General features: G+C 62.4%; 24 protein-coding genes and 1 other RNA gene. 13 read left to right on the plus strand and 12 right to left on the minus strand.

The window, feature by feature from the left end:
* Positions 1–3: 3 nt before the first annotated feature.
* Complete coding sequence (locus KKP04_RS15885; protein WP_371818712.1) at positions 4–192, plus strand: ATP-binding protein; 189 nt, start codon at positions 4–6, stop codon at positions 190–192.
* Between the two features lie 140 nt (positions 193–332).
* The gene (locus tag KKP04_RS04995; RefSeq protein ID WP_215027615.1) at positions 333–1226 is read left to right on the plus strand and encodes a response regulator; all 894 of its coding nucleotides are present in this window, start codon (positions 333–335) and stop codon (positions 1224–1226) included.
* Positions 1227–1274: 48 nt separating this feature from the next.
* Here the strand turns inward: KKP04_RS04995 and KKP04_RS05000 are convergent, their stop codons facing one another.
* From KKP04_RS05000 to KKP04_RS05035, 8 genes are all read right to left on the minus strand, one after another.
* Positions 1275–1805 carry a GNAT family N-acetyltransferase gene (locus KKP04_RS05000; RefSeq protein ID WP_215027617.1) on the minus strand — a complete coding sequence of 177 codons (531 nt, stop codon included), beginning with the start codon at positions 1803–1805 and terminating at the stop codon, positions 1275–1277.
* A 52-nt stretch (positions 1806–1857) separates the two neighbouring features.
* Positions 1858–2382: a MarR family winged helix-turn-helix transcriptional regulator gene (locus KKP04_RS05005; protein ID WP_215027619.1), complete on the minus strand. Its 525-nt coding sequence runs from the start codon at positions 2380–2382 to the stop codon at positions 1858–1860.
* Between the two features lie 99 nt (positions 2383–2481).
* On the minus strand, positions 2482–3102 hold the full coding sequence (locus KKP04_RS05010) for a septation protein A (protein WP_215027888.1): 621 nt from the start codon (positions 3100–3102) through the stop codon (positions 2482–2484).
* A 35-nt stretch (positions 3103–3137) separates the two neighbouring features.
* Entirely contained in the window at positions 3138–4355 is a 1218-nt protein-coding gene (gene ftsY, locus KKP04_RS05015; protein WP_251133917.1) for a signal recognition particle-docking protein FtsY, read from the minus strand.
* Positions 4352–5608, minus strand: a complete 1257-nt coding sequence (mtaB, locus tag KKP04_RS05020; RefSeq protein WP_215027621.1) for a tRNA (N(6)-L-threonylcarbamoyladenosine(37)-C(2))-methylthiotransferase MtaB — start codon at positions 5606–5608, stop codon at positions 4352–4354. Before mtaB ends, ftsY begins: the two co-directional genes overlap by 4 nt.
* Positions 5605–6480 carry a diaminopimelate epimerase gene (dapF, locus tag KKP04_RS05025; RefSeq protein WP_215027623.1) on the minus strand — a complete coding sequence of 292 codons (876 nt, stop codon included), beginning with the start codon at positions 6478–6480 and terminating at the stop codon, positions 5605–5607. The genes mtaB and dapF overlap by 4 nt, the downstream gene beginning before the upstream one ends.
* Positions 6481–6569: 89 nt before the next feature.
* A complete protein-coding gene (locus KKP04_RS05030) occupies positions 6570–6980 on the minus strand; it encodes a tellurite resistance TerB family protein (protein WP_215027625.1) in 411 nt (136 codons plus the stop codon).
* A 268-nt stretch (positions 6981–7248) separates the two neighbouring features.
* Positions 7249–8817, minus strand: a complete 1569-nt coding sequence (locus tag KKP04_RS05035; RefSeq protein WP_215027627.1) for a trypsin-like peptidase domain-containing protein — start codon at positions 8815–8817, stop codon at positions 7249–7251.
* Between the two features lie 289 nt (positions 8818–9106).
* Here KKP04_RS05035 and KKP04_RS05040 point away from each other — a divergent pair, with 289 nt between their 5' ends.
* Positions 9107–9634, plus strand: coding sequence for a Spy/CpxP family protein refolding chaperone (locus tag KKP04_RS05040; RefSeq protein ID WP_215027629.1), 528 nt, complete (start codon positions 9107–9109; stop codon positions 9632–9634).
* Positions 9635–9771: 137 nt separating this feature from the next.
* Here the strand turns inward: KKP04_RS05040 and KKP04_RS05045 are convergent, their stop codons facing one another.
* Entirely contained in the window at positions 9772–10032 is a 261-nt protein-coding gene (locus KKP04_RS05045; protein ID WP_215027631.1) for a hypothetical protein, read from the minus strand.
* A gap of 310 nt (positions 10033–10342) precedes the next feature.
* Between KKP04_RS05045 and mutM the strand changes: the two genes are divergently transcribed.
* The 3 genes from mutM to KKP04_RS05060 all read left to right on the plus strand — a co-directional run bounded on the left by mutM (position 10343) and on the right by KKP04_RS05060 (position 12906).
* On the plus strand, positions 10343–11230 hold the full coding sequence (gene mutM / locus KKP04_RS05050) for a bifunctional DNA-formamidopyrimidine glycosylase/DNA-(apurinic or apyrimidinic site) lyase (RefSeq protein WP_215027633.1): 888 nt from the start codon (positions 10343–10345) through the stop codon (positions 11228–11230).
* A gap of 14 nt (positions 11231–11244) precedes the next feature.
* Positions 11245–12033, plus strand: coding sequence for an enoyl-CoA hydratase (locus KKP04_RS05055; protein WP_215027635.1), 789 nt, complete (start codon positions 11245–11247; stop codon positions 12031–12033).
* Between the two features lie 180 nt (positions 12034–12213).
* A complete protein-coding gene (locus KKP04_RS05060) occupies positions 12214–12906 on the plus strand; it encodes a Crp/Fnr family transcriptional regulator (protein ID WP_215027637.1) in 693 nt (230 codons plus the stop codon).
* Positions 12907–12931: 25 nt separating this feature from the next.
* Here the strand turns inward: KKP04_RS05060 and KKP04_RS05065 are convergent, their stop codons facing one another.
* Entirely contained in the window at positions 12932–13348 is a 417-nt protein-coding gene (locus tag KKP04_RS05065) for a cytochrome c (protein WP_215027639.1), read from the minus strand.
* A gap of 123 nt (positions 13349–13471) precedes the next feature.
* Between KKP04_RS05065 and KKP04_RS05070 the strand changes: the two genes are divergently transcribed.
* On the plus strand, positions 13472–13933 hold the full coding sequence (locus KKP04_RS05070; protein ID WP_215027641.1) for a GatB/YqeY domain-containing protein: 462 nt from the start codon (positions 13472–13474) through the stop codon (positions 13931–13933).
* 117 nt (positions 13934–14050) lie between these two features.
* On the opposite strand, the gene KKP04_RS05075 is transcribed toward KKP04_RS05070, so the two are convergent.
* A complete protein-coding gene (locus KKP04_RS05075; protein WP_215027643.1) occupies positions 14051–14290 on the minus strand; it encodes a hypothetical protein in 240 nt (79 codons plus the stop codon).
* Positions 14291–14725: 435 nt separating this feature from the next.
* On the opposite strand from KKP04_RS05075, the gene apbC reads away from it, so the two are divergent.
* The 6 genes from apbC (at position 14726) to hpnH (ending at position 20390) form a co-directional block, all read left to right on the plus strand.
* Complete coding sequence (gene apbC / locus KKP04_RS05080) at positions 14726–15817, plus strand: iron-sulfur cluster carrier protein ApbC (RefSeq protein ID WP_215027645.1); 1092 nt, start codon at positions 14726–14728, stop codon at positions 15815–15817.
* 78 nt (positions 15818–15895) lie between these two features.
* Positions 15896–16272: a transfer-messenger RNA gene (gene ssrA / locus KKP04_RS05085) on the plus strand.
* Positions 16273–16309: 37 nt separating this feature from the next.
* Positions 16310–16861 carry an SspB family protein gene (locus KKP04_RS05090; protein WP_215027648.1) on the plus strand — a complete coding sequence of 184 codons (552 nt, stop codon included), beginning with the start codon at positions 16310–16312 and terminating at the stop codon, positions 16859–16861.
* A 277-nt stretch (positions 16862–17138) separates the two neighbouring features.
* Positions 17139–17720 carry a L,D-transpeptidase gene (locus tag KKP04_RS05095; protein ID WP_215027650.1) on the plus strand — a complete coding sequence of 194 codons (582 nt, stop codon included), beginning with the start codon at positions 17139–17141 and terminating at the stop codon, positions 17718–17720.
* 481 nt (positions 17721–18201) lie between these two features.
* Complete coding sequence (gene ispH / locus KKP04_RS05100; protein ID WP_215027651.1) at positions 18202–19158, plus strand: 4-hydroxy-3-methylbut-2-enyl diphosphate reductase; 957 nt, start codon at positions 18202–18204, stop codon at positions 19156–19158.
* Between the two features lie 89 nt (positions 19159–19247).
* Positions 19248–20390 (plus strand): adenosyl-hopene transferase HpnH, encoded by a 1143-nt coding sequence (hpnH, locus tag KKP04_RS05105; protein WP_215027653.1) that lies wholly within the window; start codon positions 19248–19250, stop codon positions 20388–20390.
* Positions 20391–20621: 231 nt separating this feature from the next.
* On the opposite strand, the gene KKP04_RS05110 is transcribed toward hpnH, so the two are convergent.
* Positions 20622–21329, minus strand: coding sequence for a phosphorylase (locus KKP04_RS05110; protein ID WP_215027654.1), 708 nt, complete (start codon positions 21327–21329; stop codon positions 20622–20624).
* Positions 21330–21404 lie beyond the last annotated feature (75 nt).

Raw genomic sequence — 21404 nt, forward strand, 5'->3', positions numbered from 1 at the left:
CGCGTGTTCGATAAATTTGCCCAGAGCGGCAAGACGAACATCGGAGCGGGCGGATCCGGGCTCGGTTTGACGATCTGCCGGGAAATCGTTCGGCTGCATGGCGGCCGGATCCGGGCAGCCCCGTCGACAACCGGGGGCTTCGATCCATTTCGAAATCCCGAGAGCCGGACCCGAGCGGATATATCAGTCTGAACCGGACAAGCAGAAAATCCCCTGAAGCCGGTCAATATTGCACATTCGGAACCCTGCATCGCGTTTTCAGGTTTTTCTAGTTCCTTGGTCAGGAGGCAATTAGTAGCCCTACGCCGTGCCGGTGTTTTCGCGGGTTCCACATGCGCAAGATCCTTTATGCCGACGACGATGCCTTGAACCGCGAAATCCTGCGGGAGCTTCTGTCCGACGGCGGCTACGATGTTGTCGAGGCCGACGACGGCGACACAGCGCTTCAGCGTCTGCGCGACACGTCAGGCATCGAAGCCATACTTCTCGACCGCATGATGCCGCGCATGAGCGGTATCGAGGTGCTGAAAGCGGTGAAGGCGGATGCGCGCCTTGCGGATATCCCCGTCATCATGCAGACGGCGGCGACCGCCCGCGACCAGATCCTTCAGGGCATCAACGCGGGCGTCTATTACTATCTCACGAAGCCGTATGAATATCAGACGCTCCTCGCCATCGTCGGCGCGGCGCTCAAGGACGCCGCACAGAAGCAGCGGCTCCGGGAGGAATTGGCGCAGCATCGCAGCCTCATGGGGCTCCTCGAACAGGCCCGCTTCCGCTTCCGCACTCCGCAGGAGGCGCGCAGCCTCGCCTTTCTCATCGCCAATTGTTTCCCCGAGCCGGAAGCGGCCATCTACGGTCTGCATGAAATGCTCTCCAATGCGATCGAGCACGGCAATCTGGGCATCACGTATGAGGAGAAGACGCGCCTGATACTCGACGGGCGGTTGCGGGAGGAAATCGAGCGGCGGCTCGACTTGCCGGAGCACAGCGAGAAATGGGCGTGGCTGAACTTTGAAACGGACGGCAAGATGCTTCGGGCACGCATTCGCGATCAGGGGGACGGGTTCGACTGGCGACCTTTTCTCGACATCAGCCCCGAACGGGCTACCCATCCCCACGGACGGGGGATCGCTACCGCGCGAAGGATGTCGTTCAGTTCGCTGGACTATGTCGGATGCGGCAACGAGGTCGTCTGCACATTTGTCATTGACGACGACGCGTAGCTTCAGCCCGCGCCGAGGCAGGCATCCGATGTCGAGCGAGTTATTGCCTCACGCCCTGGACGATTTCACGTTCACGCCCCACGCGAAGGCGACGCGTGTCAATGAAACGTCGCCGTAGCGCTCGGGCGTGGCCGCTACGATGGAGCCGCCCAGCCCGCCATAGAACGCGCAGGCCGACTCATTATCCTTGAGCGCCCAAACGACGAGCCGTTTCAGCCCTTGTCGCTTGAGCGCATCCTTCGCAGTGGCGAAAAGACGCGTGCCCAGGCCGACGCCCTGAAAGGCGGGGTTCACGTAAAGCTCGAAGATTTCGCCCGCTTCCCAAGGCCATGTGCCACGCGCCGCACCCCATGTCGCGTAGCCCTGCGGCACATCGTCGAACATGAGAAGCGTCACGTTCGCGCCGCGTTCGATCTGCTGCTGCCACCAGCGCGGGCCGCGCCTCGCGATCATGCGTTCAAGGTGAAGGTGCGGGATGATGCCCTGATAGGTCGAGCGCCACGCGGCATCGTGGATCGCTCCCAAGGCGTTGGCGTCTCTCGGCGAGGCAGGTCTGAAACTGATAAGATTCGCGCCCATCCCAACACTCTACATCCAGCCTCTTCGGTTGGCGAGATCGTTCATGTGCAACCTAGCGCGCGGTCTTCATCAAAACGTCATCCGCGTCTTCGTCGCCTTTACGCAGCAGCCGGGAAAGGATCTGCGCCACGAGCTTGCCGTCTTCATCGCCGAGACAGCCCATCACGAGACGGTCGGCGCGGCGCGCGATGGGCTTGATCGCGTCGAGAAGTTCGCGCCCCTCCGCCGACAGGCTTACGGCATAAGTCCGCCCGTCGCGCATCGTGCGTTCGCGCTCGATGATCCCGCGCTTCAAAAGGCGCTGCACCACATCGGCAAGCGTCGAGCGGTCGATGCCGGTCAGGCGCACGAGATCGGTCTGGCTAAGGCCTTCATGCCGCGCCACCGTCGTAACCACGGCGTATTGCCGCGCAGTCAGGTCGAAATCCCGCGTTTCCTGCGCGAATATTTCGGAAGCCCTTTGGCTGGCGCGGTGGAGCAGATGAATGATCGAAGCGTCTATGGCGGGGGCGCGGCTCGCGGTCGTCTTCTTCCGACGTCTGCCCGTTTGCCCCGCTCCTGTTTTGGTATCCAGCATTGTCATCCGGCACTCGGGTTAAGCTCTGAGCCTATCACGAGAAATGGATACGGCAACCGGAGGTTCCATACAGCGCACGGAAAGAATTATCCGTCGTGCCTAACTTTTGGCCTCGGATGCCTCCGGCTCCGCGTCCGGAATCTGATAGCGCATGATCAGCGCGATCTGGGACAGCATGAAGACGAAGGTCAGCGGCATGATGCCGAACGACTTGAAGGCGACCCATGTGTCGGTCGAAAAATTGCGCCACATGATCTCGTTCAGGATTGCGAGAAGGGCGAAAAACCCGATCCACCGGAGAGTGAGAATGCGCCACCCCTCGTCCTCCATCTTGAAGACTTCACCGAGCGCGAGCTTCAGGAGCGGGCGGCGGAAGTAAAGCCCGGTGGCGAGGATGACCACAAAAAGGCAGTTCACGATGGTCGGCTTGATCTTGATGAAGGTTTCGTCGTGCAACCAGATGGTAAGAGCACCGAAGACCATGACGAACACGCCAGTGACCAGCGCGATGACTGGTATGCGCTTGAACAGCACGCGGCTTGCGACGAGCGAAACGAGGGTCGCGACCATGAAAGCGCCCGTTGCGTAGAAAATGCCCGCCCGGCCGTTCATGATGAAGAAAATCGCAAGAGGCCCGACATCCAGCAAAAGTTTCAGGATCGAATTCTTGTCGACCGGATTCGTCGCCTCGGTCTTCGCCTTGATCGCCTCGGACTTCATCGCTTCGAAACCTGCCACTACCGAACCCTCCGACCTCAACTCACGCCCGCGATGGCGCGTGCAAAATCCTGCGCAGAGAAAGCTTGCAAATCGCTTGCGCCCTCGCCGACGCCGATGGCATGCACCGGCAGCCCGTGCCTGGCGGCAATGGCGACGAGGATGCCGCCGCGCGCCGTGCCATCGAGCTTCGTCATGATAAGGCCCGTGACGCCGGCGGTCTTGCCGAAAATCTCAACCTGCGAAAGTGCGTTCTGACCCGTCGTCGCGTCGAGCGTAAGCAGAACCGAATGCGGGGCTTCCGGGTCCACCTTGCGGATGACGCGAATGATTTTTTCCAGCTCGGCCATGAGACCGGTCTTGTTCTGGAGGCGGCCCGCCGTGTCGATGATGAGAAGGTCGGCGCCGTCTTTCTTCGCGCGGGTGAGCGCGTCGAAGGCGAGGCCCGCCGCGTCCGCGCCTTGCGCGCCGGACACCACGGGCGCGCCCGTGCGTTCGCCCCAGACCTTCAGCTGTTCGATGGCCGCCGCGCGAAACGTGTCGCCCGCCGCGAGCATGACCTTCAGCCCCTGCTCGGTGTACTGCTTCGCGTATTTGCCGATGGTCGTCGTCTTGCCGGTGCCGTTCACGCCGACCATGAGTATCACGTAGGGCTTCTTCGACATGTCGATTTCGAGCGGCTGCGCGACAGGGCCGAGCACCTTTTCGACCTCGGCGGCGAGGATCGCGCGCACTTCTTCCGGCGAAATGTCGCTGTTGTACCGCGCCTTCTTGAGCGCGGCCACAACGCGGGCCGATACGTCGAGACCGAGGTCGGCCTGTATCAGCAGGTCTTCGAGTTCTTCGAGCGTGTCGTCGTCGAGCTTGCGCTTCGTGAAGACGCCGGTGATGCCTTCGGTGAGCTTCGACGAGGTCTTCGTCAGGCCCTGCTTCAGCCGCTGGAACCAGCCCACGCGCGGCTTTTCTTCCGGTTCGGGGGCGGCGGCCGGCATTGTCTGAGCCGATGCGGCCGACTGCTCGGAAGGAGCCTTGAAATCCTCGCCGACAGCTTCGGTGCGTGGCTCGTCCACGATTTCGAAGTCTTTCCAGCTTTCGGTGGCTGCTGGCGCTTCAGCCAGAGCAACGGAGTCAGAACCCGCCGCTGTTGGGCTTTCCTCAGCCTCGGGCTTCGGAGCCTCCGGCTTCGGCTGTTCCTTCTTGCCGACGCCGAACATACGAACCGATCCGAACAGGCCGCCGCGCTTGTCTTCGCTCATGCCAGGCACTCCCCGATGAGGTGGCGCTTCTGGTGGCCGGTGGCGCGAGCGCGCACGATGCCGCCGCGTTCCGCGCCGCCGCCTGCAATTTCGATTTCCGTGAAGCCGGGCGTGCGACCGACGCGCTCGCGCTCCATCAGCACCTCGAAAACCTTGCCCGTTTCATCGGCGAGGTGCGCGCCGAGCCGCGTATCGGCCTTCCTGCGAAGCCGGGCAGCGCGTTCCTTCACAAGCGAGCGGTCGAGTTGCGGCATGCGCGCGGCGGGCGTCTTCGGGCGCGGCGAATAGGGGAACACGTGCATGAAGGACAGGCCGCATTCGTCCGCGAGCCGGACCGTGTTCGCGAACATCGTTTCGTCCTCGGTCGGAAAGCCCGCGATCAAATCCGCGCCGAAGACCATATCGGGGCGGATCTCGCGCATCTCGCGGCAGAAGCGGATGACGTCCTCGCGGGCGTGGCGCCGCTTCATGCGCTTCAGGATGAGGTTGTCGCCCGATTGCAGCGAGAGGTGAAGGTGGGGCATCAGCCGCTCTTCCTCGGCAAAGGCGTCGATGAGCGTGTCGTCCGCTTCGATGGTGTCGATGGAGGAGATGCGAAGGCGCGGCAGCTCCGGCACGAGGCGAAGCACGGTGCGCACGAGGTGGCCGAGCTTCATTTCCCCCGGCAGATCCGCACCGTAGGAGGTAAGGTCGACGCCCGTCAGCACTACCTCGCGGTAGCCGTCCTCGACGAGCGCGCGGATCTGGCGGACGACTTCGCCCGCAGGCACCGAGCGCGACGGTCCGCGCCCGTAAGGGATCACGCAGAAGGTGCAGCGGTGATCGCAGCCATTCTGTACCTCGACATAGGCGCGCGCGCGGCTGCCGAAACCGGAGATCATGTGCGGCGCGGTTTCGCGGACGCTCGCAATGTCGTTCACGCGCACGCGGGCAAGGTCGCCCGACGCGAGGCTCAGGAACGTCGCGGCGCTCGTCTTCTCGCCGTTGCCGATGACGTGATCGGCTTCGTTCATGTCGGCGAAGGTTTCCGGCTCGATCTGCGCGGCGCAGCCCGTGACGATGATCTTCGCGCCCGGTCGCTCCCGTCGAAGCTTACGGATCGCCTGCCGCGCCTGCCGCACGGCCTCGCCCGTCACCGCGCAGGTGTTGACGATCACGGCGTCGGTCACGCCGGCGTCCTGCGCGTGCTTCTTCGCCACTTCGCTTTCGTAAGTGTTGAGGCGGCAGCCGAAGGTGATGACGTCGACGGTCATGATTCGCGCGCCACCGTTACAGCGCCGTTGGACAGCGTCAGAGTGCCTTCGAACTCGTGCGCGACAGGCCCGGTCATGAGGATGTGGTCGTCGTCTGCGCGCCACTCGATGCCGATGATGCCGCCGGGCAGGCGGATTTCCACGGTGCGGCCGGTGCGGCCCGTGCGCGCGGCGGAAACGGCGGTGGCGCAGGCGGCGGTGCCGCAGGCTTGCGTGATGCCCGCCCCGCGCTCCCAGACGCGAAGTTTTACCGTCTTGTCGTCCAGCACCTCGGCAAGCGAGATGTTCGCGCGCTCGGGAAACATGGGATCGTATTCGAGCGCGCGCCCGAATGCCGCGAGATCATAGGCGTCCACATCGGCGACCCAGAAGATGCAATGCGGGTTGCCGATATTGGCGACGCTCGGCCCTTCCAGCACGCGGCCATCGGGAAGCGTGATCGCAAGCGAAATGGCCCGCGTGTCCGGCTCCTTCTTCGCGAGCGGAATGTCGCGCCAGCCGAAATGGGGCGCGCCCATGTCCACCGTCACGAGGCCGTCGCCCGCGATGCGCGCGTCGAGCACGCCCGCCGCCGTCTCAAGGGTGACGCGCTCGCGGCCGAGTTCCGCAGCCATAAGCGCGCCGACGCAGCGGCTTGCATTGCCGCACGCGCCGACCTCGGAACCGTCCGCGTTCAGGATGCGCATGAACACATCCGCGCGGCTCGACGGCTCCAGCACGATTACCTGATCGCAGCCGATGCCCGTCTCGCGGCTGGCGATGGCGTTCGCCTCTTCGGCCGTCAGCCGGAAGCCGCTCGCGCGCGCGTCGAGCACGGCGAAGTCGTTGCCGAGGCCGTTCATCTTCTTGAATGATAGGTGCGAGAGAGCCATCCGCACGCGCGCCTTTCAGGGAAATCGGTACGCGTTATATAGACGGCGTGCATGCGCTTTGCAAAGCAGGTTGTGGATTTGGCCCCGGCTCACAGCGTCTGATGCCGCGCGCGGGCGGCGCGCTCGATGGCCACGCACACGAGCTTGTCGAGGTGCAGCGCGTCGCGGATGATTTCGAGCAGGCGGATTTCCTCGTCCGGCACACGCAGATCCGCCGCCGCAACCTCCACCGCCAGCGCGTAGGCCGTTTCGTGCAGCTTCTTCGGCAGGGACGCGTAGACGAGTTCGAGAAGATGCTCCAGGCCCTCGTCTTCGCTCAACATGTTGCCGCAGCGTTCGGCTGTTTTCGGGAGGGTGTTCTCGTCGAAGCCGAGAAAAACGGGCAGATGCTTCACGATCTGCGCGATCCGATCCAGCTCCCGGTCCGATATCTGCCGATCCGCGGCCGACATGGTGATCATGACATAGACGAGAGCTTCAGTGGGGGTGATCTTCGGCATGGCGAGGAGGGTCCGTTCGTCAGAGCGCGTCCGTCTGCAACGGATTCGATAGAAGCGCTCTATCTTTTTCCTTTGTCGCAATTCCGGACGGAAAACCGGTTCCCGCTTATGGAATTGCCTCAAGGCACAGATTTAGGTTGCCGCGCGAAGCGGCGCAAGCCGTGATCCTACGGGACCGGAGCCGCTTCTCCAACAGCTGATGTGTCGCTGCTCGATGCGGATCGGGGGCGAAACCGCCCCCGATCCGCCCCTCAACCATTTTTGCCTGTCATCTCTTGCCGGTCGGCAGCGCGACAAACACCTGTGTGGCGCCGCGCTGCACGAGCGTCAGCGCGTGATACTTGCCGATGGCGCGGGCATTGCGGAGCGCCGCTTCCAGCGCGTCGGGCGAGAACAGATCCGAGCCGTTCGCCGCGAGGATCACGTCGCCCTGAACGAGGCCCATATCGGCGGCTTGCCCGTCCGGGCGGATATCCACGATAGCGAGGCCGGGCGTGCCGCCGGGGCCGCTCACCATGGGCGCGACCGAGATGCCGAGGCCCCCGATTTCGGATTGCAACTCGGGTCCGCTTCGGCCGCCCGGCAGTTTCGACTCGTCCTTGAGTTCCGACAGCTTCACGGCAAGGGCTTCGCGGCGTCCGTTGCGGAAGATCGCGAGGCGGACGGCGGTCTGCGGCGGTATGGAGGCGATCCGGCGCGCGAGGTCGCGGCTATCCTTCACGTCGCCTTCGTTGATCTTGAGCACGACGTCGCCGCGCAACAGGCCGCCCTTGTCGGCCGGGCTTCCCTGCATGAGCGAGGTCACGAGCGCGCCCTGCGCATCGCGCAGGCCGAGGCTGTCCGCCAGTTCCGGCGTCACGGGCTGCACCTCGACGCCGAGCCAGCCGCGTGTCACCCGACCCTTTTTCTTCAACTGCGCAACAATGGTTTCCACCGTCTTGGCGGGCACGGCAAACGCGATGCCGACCGAGCCGCCCGATGGCGAGAAGATGGCCGTATTCACGCCGATCACCTCGCCGGCCTGATTGAAGGAGGGACCGCCGGAGTTCCCCTGATTCACGGATGCATCGATCTGGATGAAGTTGTCATACGCGCCCGTGCCGATGTCCCGGCCGCGCGCCGAGACGATGCCCGCCGTGACCGTGCCTTCGAGGCCGAACGGATTGCCGAGCGCGATCACCCATTCGCCGACCTTCACTTCGCCCTTGCTGAACTTGATTGCCGGGAAATTGCCCCCGTCGACCTTGAGCAGCGCGAGGTCTGTCCCCGCGTCGGTGCCGATGATTTTGGCGGGCAGAACCCTGCCTTCCGTCGTCAGCACCTCCACCTTCATGGCGCCTTCCACGACGTGGCTATTGGTGACGATGTAGCCGTCCGGCGAGATGAAAAAGCCGGACCCCTGTCCAAAAATGGGCGCGCCGGGCGTTCCGCCCTTCTTGTACTTGCCCTTCGGCTCCGGGGGCATGAGCCCTTTCGGCCCCGCGAAGAAGCGTTCGAGCGGCGTGCCGCTGAAAGGATTGTCCTTGTTGCCTTCGGGGGAGCGCTCCTCCCCGCCGCCTTCCTGCGAAGCGATGAGGCGCGGGTCGGCCTTCACGCGTACCGAAACGACGGACGGCGAAACGCGCTCCGCAAGTGCCGTAAAGCTCGGCAGGGCGCCCGACGCCTCGGTTTGCGGCGCGAGATCCGGCGCCGCCTGCAATTGGTAGGCCCCGGCACCGGCGATCACGCAGAAGGCAACCGCGGATGCGCCGACAAGATTGCGGCTGACCAGCGACAGAGGCAAGCGACGCGACGTGTTCTTGATCGGAGCGTGGTCTTTGGAAGGTTTATTCGGCATGAACTTCCCGTATCATGAAGCGTTGGATGCAGTCAGCGAATGCTCCGCTGCCGCCCAGTTCAAGACGAAGGCTAAGGTAAAGGATTTATTTAAGGAATACGCATATCAAGCTATGGTAAATTCGGAAAATTGTCATCAAATGATACTCTACTTCGCAAACGGCGCAATAAGAGAGCATTCGGCTAAGGTGGCACTTTAATGCCCTGTTATTGCTCCGATCAGGATCTTACTTGACGCTCGTCTCCACCGTTACCTTATCAAATCCGATTTCGGTAGTGGAGGAAGTCCCATGAACAAGTCTATCGTCGCGGGCGTGATGGCGCTCGCGCTTGTCGGACCGTCGACCGTTTATGCGCAGCGGGCCGATATGGATGACAACGGCGCGCAAGCCACGCAGGCGCAGCCGCAGCAGCCGCGCCAGACCGAGAAGAAGAAATTCCGCTTCGGCCGGGACGATATGAAAGCCTTCGCGGATGCGCGTATAGCGGGCTTGAAGGCCGGGCTGAAGCTGACGTCCGATCAGGAAAAGAACTGGCCGCCGGTCGAGCAGGCCATGCGCGACATCATGCAGAAGCGCATGGATCAGCGACTCGCGAAGCGCGACCGACCGAAGCCCGAAAACGCCATTCAGGCGATGAAGGAGCGCGCCGAACAGCTTGAAGAGCGCGGCGGGTCGCTTAAGAAGCTCGCGGACGCCGCCGAGCCGCTTTATCAGACGTTGAGCGATGCGCAGAAGCGCAGGCTCGTGGCGATGCTGAAGGCGGGCGACGAGGGGCTGGGACGCGTTGCCAAAGGCCGCAGGGGCGGTCGCGGCTGACCATTGCTGCACGCTCGCCGCGCAGAATCTGCGCGTCAGGAGCATTGGCAATTACATTTGACGGTGCCACCAGCGGGCACGAACATTCTCTCCGCCGAGTATCCGCAGGAGAGGGCGACGCGTCGCCCTCTCGACCCTTAATCCTTTTCGCGCGGGTTATCGAGCGGCTGAAGCCGGATCGGCTTGCCGCTGTCCACCTTGGCCGCGGCCGTTACGATGTCGCCGGCCTTGATGATCAGGTCGCGAACCGCGGCGACGCTCTCGCCCACCTGCGCCCAGCCTTCCAGCTCGTTCATGAAGATGTCGGAACCGCCGTGAGCACCCTTGCGAACGCGCTGGATATCTTCCACGCAGATCAGCGTGAGGTTGCCATTGGTGTCGTGAAGTTCGATGAACATAGACCTTGATCCTCCCGAGCAGGGATAACGGCGCGCTTGTCCCGATCGCTCCCGCCAGACCTCTTATATCACTGCGGCGCGAGAGCGGACGCTTTAATTTGGGGTGGCTTCCGGCGCTTACTACCCGGAAGAGGCGCGGCGACCAGACGGTGTGCGCAGCGAAAACGCCTGTGCAGACGTGGCATGTCGCTAATCGACGTTGACCCGGCGCGGGCTTTGCGTTTCCTGTGGCGGCGCTTATATGACGCGACGGACCTTTGCACGCGATGCACAACAAGCCTCTCACGACCTCGCCTCTGAATCGCCAGCCATGCCCGAATTGCCCGAAGTCGAGATCGTCCGGCGCGGCCTCGCCCCCGCCATGGAGGGCGCGGCGTTTTCGGCTGTAACGCTCAACCGCGCCGACCTTCGTTTTCCCTTCGAGCCGCGTTTCGCCGAGCGGCTGCGCGGGCAAAACGTCGCGCGCCTCACGCGTCGGGCGAAGTACATCGTGGCGGAAGCGGATAGCGGGCTTTGCCTCGCCATGCATCTCGGCATGACCGGCCGCTTCACCATCGAGCGGCATTCCGATGGCGCGGGGATCACGCCGGGCTCCTTCTACTACGAGCATGCCGCCGACACGCGCCACGACCACGTGGTTTTCGCGATGAGCAACGGCGAGGTGATCCGCTACAACGACCCGCGCCGCTTCGGTTACATGACGCTGTTCGACGCGGGCGATATGGCCGAGCATGCGCTGTTTCGCGGGCTCGGGATCGAGCCGCTGTCCGATGCGCTGACGCCGGATTATCTCGCGGCGCGCGCGGCGGGGAAGACGCAGGCGTTGAAGGCGTTCCTGCTCGACCAGCGCATCATCGCGGGGCTCGGCAACATTTACGTTTGCGAGGCGCTGTTTCGTGCGGGCCTGCCGCCGGACGCGGCGGCGGGCGCGCTCGGCATCGGCAAGCGAGGCACGGCGGCGGCCGCGAGGCTCTGCGCGGCGATCAAGGGCGTGCTCGAAGACGCGTTGCTTGCGGGCGGCTCATCGATCCGCGATTACCGTCACGCCAACGGCGACGGCGGCCATTTCCAGGAAAAGTTCGATGTGTACGGGCGCGGCGGCGAGCCGTGTCATAATGATTGCGGCGCGCTCATCGTAAGAAAAGCCCAACAAGGGCGCTCGACTTTTTTCTGCCCGCGCTGTCAGGCAAGGATCTGAAAGGAAACACCCGAATGACTTCCGAAACCGCGTCTTTCGAAACGGTGCTCTTCGAGAAAAAGGGCAGGGTCGGGCTCATCACGCTGAACCGGCCCAAGGCGCTGAACGCGCTCAATGCGCAGCTCATCGCGGAACTCAATCAGGTGCTCGACGGCTGCGAGGCCGATGCGGACATCGGGGCTATCGTAATCACCGGCTCGGAGAAGGCATTCGCGGCGGGCGCGGACATCAAGGAGATGAAGGACAAGACCTTCGGCGACGTGATCCTGCAAGATTTCATCGCGCCGTGGGAGCGCATCACGCGCGTTCGCAAGCCGGTGATCGCGGCCGTATCGGGCTTCGCGCTCGGCGGCGGCTGCGAACTCGCCATGATGTGCGACTTCATCATCGCTTCCGACACGGCGAAATTCGGCCAGCCGGAAATCATGCTGGGGGTGATCCCCGGCGCGGGCGGCACGCAGCGGCTGACGCGCGCCGTCGGCAAGGCGAAGGCGATGGACCTCATCCTCACCGGGCGGCACATGGACGCGGCCGAGGCGGAGCGGGCAGGGCTTGTTTCCCGCGTCGTACCCGCGGCGGACCTCGTCGCGGAGGCGATGAAAGCGGCCGAGAAGATCGCAAGCTTCTCGCTTCCTTCGGTCATGCTGGCAAAGGAATCGGTCAATCGCGCTTTCGAAACGACGCTCTCCGAAGGGGTCAGGTTCGAGCGCCGGGCCTTCCACGCGCTGTTCGCGACGGAGGATCAGAAGGAGGGCATGGCGGCCTTCGCGGAGAAGCGGCCGCCGCGCTTCAAGCACGCCTAGCTGGTTGTGATCGCCACGCATTGGACAGACACGGCTTCCCACGCTACGATAACGGTAACGTGAAGGAAGGCATCTCGCTTGAAGATCATGTCCAACCCTGTGGCGGAACGCACCCAATTCAACGCCAGCCGGTGCGAATCCTGCTTCATCCGGCATCGCGGGATTTGTCAGGCGTTGTCGATGGAGCAGCTCGAACGGCTGAGTTCGATTGCCCGTCGGCGCGTCATCCCGGCCAACCAGTACATCTTTCGCGACGGCGACGAAGCCATCTCCTTCGCGGCGGTGAATTCAGGCGTGGCGAAGCTGATCAAGACCACCTCGGAAGGCGAGCGCCACGTTATCGGCCTCGTCTACGCGCCGGAATTTCTCGGCCACACCTTCGCGGAAACGCACAAGTTTTCTGCCGCCGCCGCGACCGATGTCGACATCTGCACATTCCCGCGCCAGGCGTTCAACCGCCTGCTTCTCGAATACCCGGACATGCAGCGCTGGCTGTTCGAGTTCACCGTGCAGGAACTGGACGTGACGCGCGAGTGGACGCTCATGCTCGGGCGTAAATCGTCTTACGAACGCGTGGCGAGCCTGCTTCTCATCATCGCGCGGCGCACCCGAAATGCCGGGGTCCAGCCCGTCCGGGAAAACGCCGCCGAGTTCGAGCTACCGCTGACGCGCTCCGAGCTTGCCGATTATCTCGGTCTGACGCTCGAAACGGTGAGCCGCAAGGTCAGCCAGTTGAAGCAGCAAGGATTGATCGAGCTACGCTCGACGCGCGACATCGTGGTTCCCGACATCGAACGTCTGGCCCAAGCCGCAAGCATGGATGAGCATCGCGAGCCTGCAAAGGCGGCCAAGGTCGCCGCCTTTCCCGCCTGACGCACGACAGCCGGAATCGCGCCCGTCACTTCGCCTGAATGCCCTTCAGGTAGACGCCAAGTTCCGTAACCGCGCGATTCGCGGAAGCCGGGCCGCATTCGTCCTGGAAAATCGACGTCCAGTTCGGCATGCCGCCATGCGTCTTGTTACTTTCGCCCTTCAGGAGCTTTGACACGTAATCCCTCGGAAACGCGCCGTTCGAGCGTTCCGCGAGCGTCGTCAGATCCGGCGGCGTGAGCTTCAATTCCTTTGCGAGGATGCCGCCGCCCTTGCCGTCGGGGCCATGACAGTACGTGCAGTTTTCGGCGAAAAGTTTCGAGCCGGGGAGCACTTCCATGCGCGCGCACGGGTCGATACCGCTGTCCATCTGCGCCGAGCAGGGCGAAGCGAACAGCGCAAGAGCAGTGGCAGCCAGGACGGTGTATCGTGGTAGTCTGCGCATGGCGATCACTCGAAACGATTCTCACGGGGAAGCCAACCGCGCGCGGCTGCTTTCCACCGCTGGCGTGCGTTGTCGAACGCCCGTCGACGCGCTAAATCATCTCCTCAAGGAAAGGATGCGGCCATGATTCGCCAGAAAATCTCCGAGACTTTAAAAGACGCCATGCGGGCGAAGGACGAGATGAAGACGACGACACTGCGCATGGTGAACGCTGCGATCAAGCAGAAGGACATCGACGTGGCGCGCGGTCGCGGCGACGAGCACATCGGCGAGGACGAGGTGCTGAACCTGCTGCAAAGTCTGATCAAGTCTCGCCGCGAGTCGGTCGAGCTTTACAGGAAAGGCGACCGCCCGGATCTGGTGGCGAAGGAAGAGGCCGAGATCGCGATCATTTCGGACTTTCTGCCGAAGCAGATGAGCGAGGATGAACTCAAGGCAGCCGTGAAGGATCTTGTCGCCTCGCTGGGTGCGACGGGGGTCAAGGACATGGGCAAGGTCATGGCCGCGCTGAAGGCGAATTTCGCGGGCCAACTCGATATGACAAAGGCAAGCGCCGTAGTGAAAGAGGTGCTGGCCGGGAACTGACGTCAGGAGCCCGCGTTTCTCGCTCTCAACCTGTCGATGGCGGACGCGTGGCCTCACATGTGAGGCTGCGCGAGCACAAATGTCGGGTGCGCCTGCGAAATCGCGCGAGCGGCCGACCTAATGAAGGTTGGCGACGCCCGTATGCGACAAGCGATCCTGCCGGGTGGTCAGAGACCTTGGCATTCTGGATACCAGCTCGATCAGCAGCAGAAGCTCCTGCCTGACATTGTAATCTTCAATTCGGCTGAAGGCTGTAACCAATTGCCGCGACTGATCCACGGCGCAGTTTTTCGAGTCGACCGTAGTGCCGACCCCATCGAGCAAGGAACGGAACAACTCGTCCATGTCCTGTTTCATCACCACCGACTCCAAACTCAACCTTACGCGAAGGTAACCGCCTAAACACTCATTAAGAGTGTATCAGGCAATTGTTGCAACTTTAAGTCAGAGTGCGTGATCATCGACAGTGCGCACCCTGCCTAAGAGGGGCTTGCAAAAGGAACAGCCGCCTGCCCTCCCGACCCTCACTCAAGCTTTACCGTGCTAAACGGACACTCTGATGTCGAAGATAAGCGCCCCGGCCTTTTCCACAGCTTCGATGAGGAAGCGCCTCCTCCGACACCGCGCCGGCGCCTTCACCCGCGTCGAGGCGCGGCGCGTCGGTCTTCGCTCACGGAAGTCGAAGAACGCAAATTCAGTCGGACTTTCGCAACGAAGGCGCTTTCGCGCCGCCACCGCGCGCCCTAGATTAAGACAAGTTCCATTCGCAGAAACCAGCCTGGCGGTTCAAAAATGCCCGACACTCCGACAAAAGAAACTGTCCTCGCGGCTCTCAAGAGCGTGCGAACGCCCGGCGGCGTGGACCTCGTCTCGGCGGGCATCCTGTCTGAGATCGCCATCGTCAAGGGCAAGGTGTATTTTGCGCTGAACGTGCCGCCGAGAGACGCGCGCGCCTATGAAGCGGTGCGGCGCGACGCCGAAGAGGCGGTTCGCGCGTTACCGGGCGTCGGGGGCGCGACCGTCGTGCTAACGGCCGACGCCAAGGAAGGCGAAGCCGCGAAGCAGGCCGACGCCGCCATCGGGCGCGGGATCGGCGGCGTCCGTCAGATCATCGCGGTAGCTTCGGGCAAGGGCGGTGTCGGCAAGTCCACGACGGCGGTCAACATCGCGCTGGGGCTTCTCGCGAACGGCCTGAAGGTCGGGCTTCTCGACGCGGACGTATACGGCCCATCCGTGCCGCGGCTTCTGGCTATCCATGAAAAGCCGGAGCTTATCGGCGAAAATATCCTCGCGCCCATCGAAAAATACGGGCTGAAAACGATGTCCATCGGCTTCCTCGTCGATGAGGAAACGCCGATGATCTGGCGCGGCCCGATGGTGATTTCCGCGCTGACCCAGATGCTGAACGATGTCGCATGGGGCGAACTCGACGTGCTTGTGGTCGATATGCCGCCCGGCACCGGCGACGCGCAGCTCACCATGGCGCAGAAAGCTTCGCTCGCGGGCGCGGTTGTCGTATCGACCCCGCAGGATCTGGCGCTGATCGATGCGCGCAAGGGCCTTGAGATGTTCAAGCGCGTGAATGTGCCCGTCCTCGGCATCGTCGAAAACATGAGCTATTTCATTTGCCCGAAATGCGGGGAGCAGTCGGACATTTTCGGCCATGGCGGCGCGGAAGACGAAGCGCGGCGGCTCGGTGTGCCATTTCTTGGCGCGCTTCCGCTGCATATGGCCGTGCGCGAGACGTCCGACGCCGGGCGGCCCATCGTCGTTTCGGCCCCCGAGTCGCTGCATGCGAAGCTCTACCGGGAGATAGCCGCTTCAGTCTGGAACCGCCTCTCCGGCGCGACCACGGCCAAAGGCCCGAAAATAGTGATCGAATAGGCTGCCGTCCGCGCGCCATGCCGCGCTTGTCGTGGAAGCGTGACATACATGCTGCGCTTTTCGACATTCTTGTCCCGCCGTCTTTCCAACGGGCTGGAGACGCTCTATATTACTCTTTGCTGGTTCGCCAGCTATGGCGATAAATGGATATCGTAATAAGCCTATCGGACCCGGGGGCGGTACCCGGCGCCTCCACCACAAGCCGTCGAATGGCGAAGTTTCAGCCGAAGCGCGGCGGCTTCTGATGGGGGCGAAATAGGATCGACGAGGGTGTAAAAGGTGGTCTTTCGCTCGGCATGGTACCGCCGTTTTGGGCCAAAATGATAGTTGCGAATGACAACTATGCTGGTGCTCGTCCCGTCGCGATTGCGGCGTAACTGCACCGAACTAAAGTCCTGACGGCGTAGCTGCTGTCAGGCGCGGCTGGCGGCGCCGGGCAACAGAAGCCCGCCACTTCCTTCATGGCCGATGGCCCATCGTGTAGAAGCAGACATGCCCGAAGACACCATTCCGTACGACGATCTCGTGCTCGAAGCCCTGCGCGGGGTCGTCCGGTCCGTTCTTCTGCGTGTCCTGAAGCGCGGCATGCCCGGCGATCACCACTTCTACATCACGTTCGACACACGCTCTGCGGGCGTCGGCCTTTCCAAACGTCTCAAGGACCAGTATCCGACCGAGATGACCATCGTGCTCCAGCACCAGTTCTGGGATCTGGCGGTGACGGAGGATCGCTTCGAGGTGCGCCTGTCGTTCAACAACATTCCCGAGCGGCTGGTCATCCCGTTCAGCGCGGTGCGTATTTTCCAGGATCCGAGCGTTCATTTCGCGCTCGGGCTGCGCGCGTCCGATGGCGAGATGGGAAAGTCCGACGAAGGGCTGACCGTTGTCCCTTCGTCGCTGGCCGAGCAGGAGGTTCTGGCGCTTCCCCATCACGACAATTCTCAACCTGAGGTTGCAACTGAAGCGCTCGGTGAGAACGACGAGGCCGAGACCGAGCGGAAGACAGCTGAAGTCGTTAGTCTGGACAAGTTCCGGAAAAAGTGATCGCCGGTAGTTGAAATATTCGATTGACTGCCCGCTCATATTAATTCTGCGGTCATCGGTACGTGTCATCTTCGCAACATCGATGGCGCAAAGCGGCAAGAAGGCGGCGGTTTGGGGGCTGACGCACAGCCTCTCGTTGGTTATGGTTTCACAAACGAAAGTTGTGGCCTTCGAAAGCCGTTTGCGATGGGAACCGCGGCTAACGCTCTCCGTTTAGGAAGCAAGCTGGGGCTTCTTCGTTGAATGTTGAGATTGGTGAGACGCAGGAGGGATTTGAATGTCACGCCTCATGAAGCAATTCGCGATTGCCAGCCTTGCACTGACAGTCGCTACCTCGAACGTTAATGCAGCCGGTTTTCTTGATAGCTTCTTCAACGATCTTTTCGGTCCGATGAGTCCGCAGGGACGTCAGGTCGTCAGGATTCAAGGCAACTACAATGTGGGCGATATCATCGTGAGCTTCGGCGATCGTCGCCTCTATTATGTAGAGTCCAAGACTATCGCCTACAGCTATCCGATCGCGATTCCGAAGGCAGATGCCAGGTGGTCCGGCGTCAGCTATGTCAGCCAGAAGCGCGAAAACCCGAGCTGGACACCCACTGCCGACATGCGCAGAGAGAACCCCAAGCTTCCGGCTTACGTGCCCGGCGGCGATCCGCGCAATCCGCTCGGCACCCGCGCCCTCTATCTTGGCGACTCCCTGTACCGCATCCACGGCACGGACGCTCCGTGGCTGATCGGCCAGCAGGTTTCCCACGGCTGCATCCGCATGTATAACGAGGACGCAGCAGATCTCTATCGCCGTGCGAAAGTTGGTGCGAAAGTCGTCGTGACCTGGAACCGCATGCGAACTCTGTAGTTGAGCGGACAGTCGCGCGATGAAAGGCCGGTCAGCCGGCCTTTTTCTTTTTCGTCCCCCTGCAAAGCTTGCATACCCCCTATTCATCGCTGACTCGGGCAAATTTTCGCCTTCCTTCGGTGAATGAACGTTAGTCTGTGCGGCCCTTGTCCGGCAAAAGCAGGGGAGTTTAGACTTTCATCATGGCGGATCGGGCATAATCAAGGCCCACGCCAGCTATGGTGTTCCTGGTAGCACTTGTTGACCCGGCATACGCTGGCGAAGACGCGCGTGGCGCTTGGGAAACACAGTTTTGGAGATGCGTTCCGAGCAGACGGGCGTTTGACCTTGAGTGCTGGACAGGAACTCTCAGAAAGTGTCAATCGAACTGCCGTTTATTGGGCAGACCTCGGAACGGTGAGTGCGAACGGCTTGTTGGCGAGAGGCAATTATTGTGGTTTGCGTGGAAAATGAGCCACGTCATCGATACGGGGTGACCGGGATGCAGAAACTCGCTCGCGATGCTGGCAGCATACAGGTCGTTCTGGTTCAGCCGCGTGGCTTTTGCGCGGGGGTTGTTCGCGCAATATCGATCGTCGAGCGCGCGCTGGAAAAATACGAGGCACCCGTTTTTGTCCGGCATGAGATCGTGCATAACAAGCACGTTGTCGACGACCTGAAGGCCAAGGGCGCCCGCTTCGTGGACGAGATCGACGAAATCCCCGAAGGTGCAGTGACCATTTTCAGCGCTCACGGCGTCGCGAGGGAGGTCGAGGTTTCGGCTGAAGAGCGAGGCCTTCCCGTCATCGACGCGACCTGCCCGCTCGTAACCAAGGTTCACCTGCAAGGCAAGCGCTACCTCGGTCATGGGCGCACGCTCATTCTCGTCGGCCATGCCGGACATCCGGAGGTCGAGGGCACGATGGGACAGATCCCCGGCGCTGTCCATCTGGTCCAGACGGAAGACGATGTCGCGCTGCTGCCAATCTCGCCGGATACGCCGGTGGCCTATATCACCCAGACGACGCTCAGCATCGACGATACGCGGGGCATCATCAATGCCATCAAGAGGCGTTTCACCGATGTGATCGGTCCCGGCACGAACGACATCTGCTATGCAACGCAGAACCGTCAGACGGCTGTGCGCGAATTGTCGAAGATCGCCGATGTCATTCTCGTTGTCGGCGCGAATAACAGTTCGAATTCGAATCGTCTGCGCGAGATCGGCGAGGAAGCGGGCGTGCCGAGCTATCTTCTGGCTGACGGGAGCGAATTGAATCCCGATTGGATACGCGGGGCGCAGATCGTCGGCCTTACGGCCGGGGCCTCCGCACCCGAGGCAATGGTTCAGAATGTGATCGAAGCCTTGCGCAAGCTTGGTCCGGTCGACGTGACAAATTTACCAGGCGTTGAAGAAAACGTGGAGTTCCGTCTCCCCGTCCAGCTACACGCCCTTTGAGATCGTGGTGATCGAGGCTAATTGCCTCTTCTCGATCATGACGATATGCCGAGGCGCGCATTCGCGCGACGATCAGTAGGAGCAGCGTAATGGTGTTGCCGTTTTTCAAGGAAAGACGGATTGGGTTTTATCTTCTCAAGCAGACGCTCAGGGGCAGGAAACACTATCCGCTCGTGCTGATGCTGGAGCCCCTCTTTCGCTGCAACCTCGCCTGCGCGGGCTGCGGAAAGATCGATTATCCCGATCAGATCCTCAACCGTCGGCTTTCGGTGAAGGAATGCCTCGACGCGGCGGAAGAATGCGGCGCGCCGATGGTGGCGATCCCCGGCGGCGAGCCGCTCATCCATCGCGAGATCGATCAGATCGTAAAGGGACTCATCGCGCAGAAGCGTTTCGTCTCGCTCTGCACGAACGCGATGCTTCTTGAGAAGAAGCTGCATCTGTTCGAGCCATCGCCTTATTTGTTCTTCTCGGTGCACCTCGATGGCCTACGAGATCATCACGACGCATCGGTGTGCCAGAAGGGCGTGTTCGACCGCGCGTTCAACGCCATTCGCGTGGCGAAGGCGAAGGGCTTCGAGGTCAACATCAACTCCACGGTGTTCGACGGCTACGATCCGAAGGAACTCGCGCGCTTCCTCGACTTCTGCAAGGAACTCGGCGTCGGTGTTTCCATATCTCCGGGCTACGCCTATGAGCGTGCGCCGGATCAGGATCACTTCCTGAACCGCCGCAAGACCAAGGAACTGTTCCGCAAGGTCTTCGCACTCGGTAAGGGCAAGCGCTGGACGTTCACGCATTCGCCGCTGTTCCTCGACTTCCTCGCGGGCAATCAGGAATTCCACTGCTCGCCCTGGGGCATGCCGACGCGCAACATCTTCGGGTGGCAGAAGCCATGCTATCTCATCGGCGAAGGCTACGTCCGCACCTATACCGAGCTGATGGAAACCACGAACTGGGATCTCTATGGCACGGGCCGCTACGAGAAATGCGCGAACTGCATGGCGCATTGCGGTTATGAACCGGCGGCGGCGCATGCCAGCATCGCGAACCCGCTGCGCATGCTGAAGCTCCTGTGGACCGGCATTCGCACGGAAGGGCCGTTTGCGCCGGAAATCTCGCTGGCGGACCAGCGACCCGCCGCCTATGTGCATTCGCTCCACGTCGAGCAGGAATTGAAGCGCATCGCGGACGAGGACGAGAAGCCGCAGCGTCTTTCGGCGGCGGAATAAGGCTAATGCCTCGCGGTTTGCCGCGAGGCATTCCGCGTTTATCGGGCGGCGCGGCTCGGCGCAAGCTCAGGGCGTGCGCGATCCAACGCTAAGGGCATGCGCAACCCACTATCGGGCTCCACGGCGAGCCGCTTTCCTGGCGTAATCTTTTTCAGTCGCCATCGTCTGGCGCAGCGGCCGATTCGACCTCACACGTAGCGCGTCGGTGTTCTTCGCGCAGACGTGGCTGCATCACTCGGTGTGAAGCGGCACGTCCACCGGATCCAACAGGCCGAACAGCGGCCCCAGCGTCTTCCGGCAATCCGCCAGCGCCTGCTTTGCCTTCCCGCTGTCGCCCGCGAGGCGGATGATACCCGGAATATCGCCGGGGCGGCGCAAGAGCGAGCGCAGCACCGCGACGGCGTCGGTCGTGCCGTCCTCGCGGACGCCCGCGATCGCGCTTGGCGGAAGCGCGCGCTCCACGGGATCGATCACAACGCGGAGGACAGCGAAGGGCAACGCATACTCGGCAGCGACCGCGGCGGCAACCTGCGATTCCATGTCCACCGCCGCTGCCCCGGTGTTCGATGCGAGCGCTTCCTTTGCAAGCGCCGACACGATGGGCGTTTCCGACCCGTAAACCGGCATCGCGTAAGCATGGGGCAGGGCGGTCAGGAGCGATTGCGTCCAGCGCGCGTCCGTGTCGAAAGCGCCATCCGCCGTCAGCACGGCAGTCGCGACGACGATGTCGCCGGGTTTCAGTGCGGGCAGCAGGCCGCCAGCCGTACCGAAGCTCAGAATGCCGCGCGCGCCGGCCCGTGCATGCGCGTGCAGATCGTCCTGCAATCTGGTCCGGTTCTGCCCGTAAACGGCACGAGCGCCGCCGTGCTTCTCGGCGAGGCGCGCCTCAAAGTCCATGCCCGTGGCCACGATGACGGGGCGGTCGGCCAGCATTTTCATGGAGAGTGCCTCCAAAGGATGCGCGCAGTTGCCGCGCCGGAGTCGGTAGCTTCTGGAGTGACGTTCAAACCCGGC

Origin of the sequence: Rhodomicrobium sp. Az07 (genome assembly GCF_018619475.1) — a bacterium.
GTDB lineage: Bacteria > Pseudomonadota > Alphaproteobacteria > Rhizobiales > Rhodomicrobiaceae > Rhodomicrobium.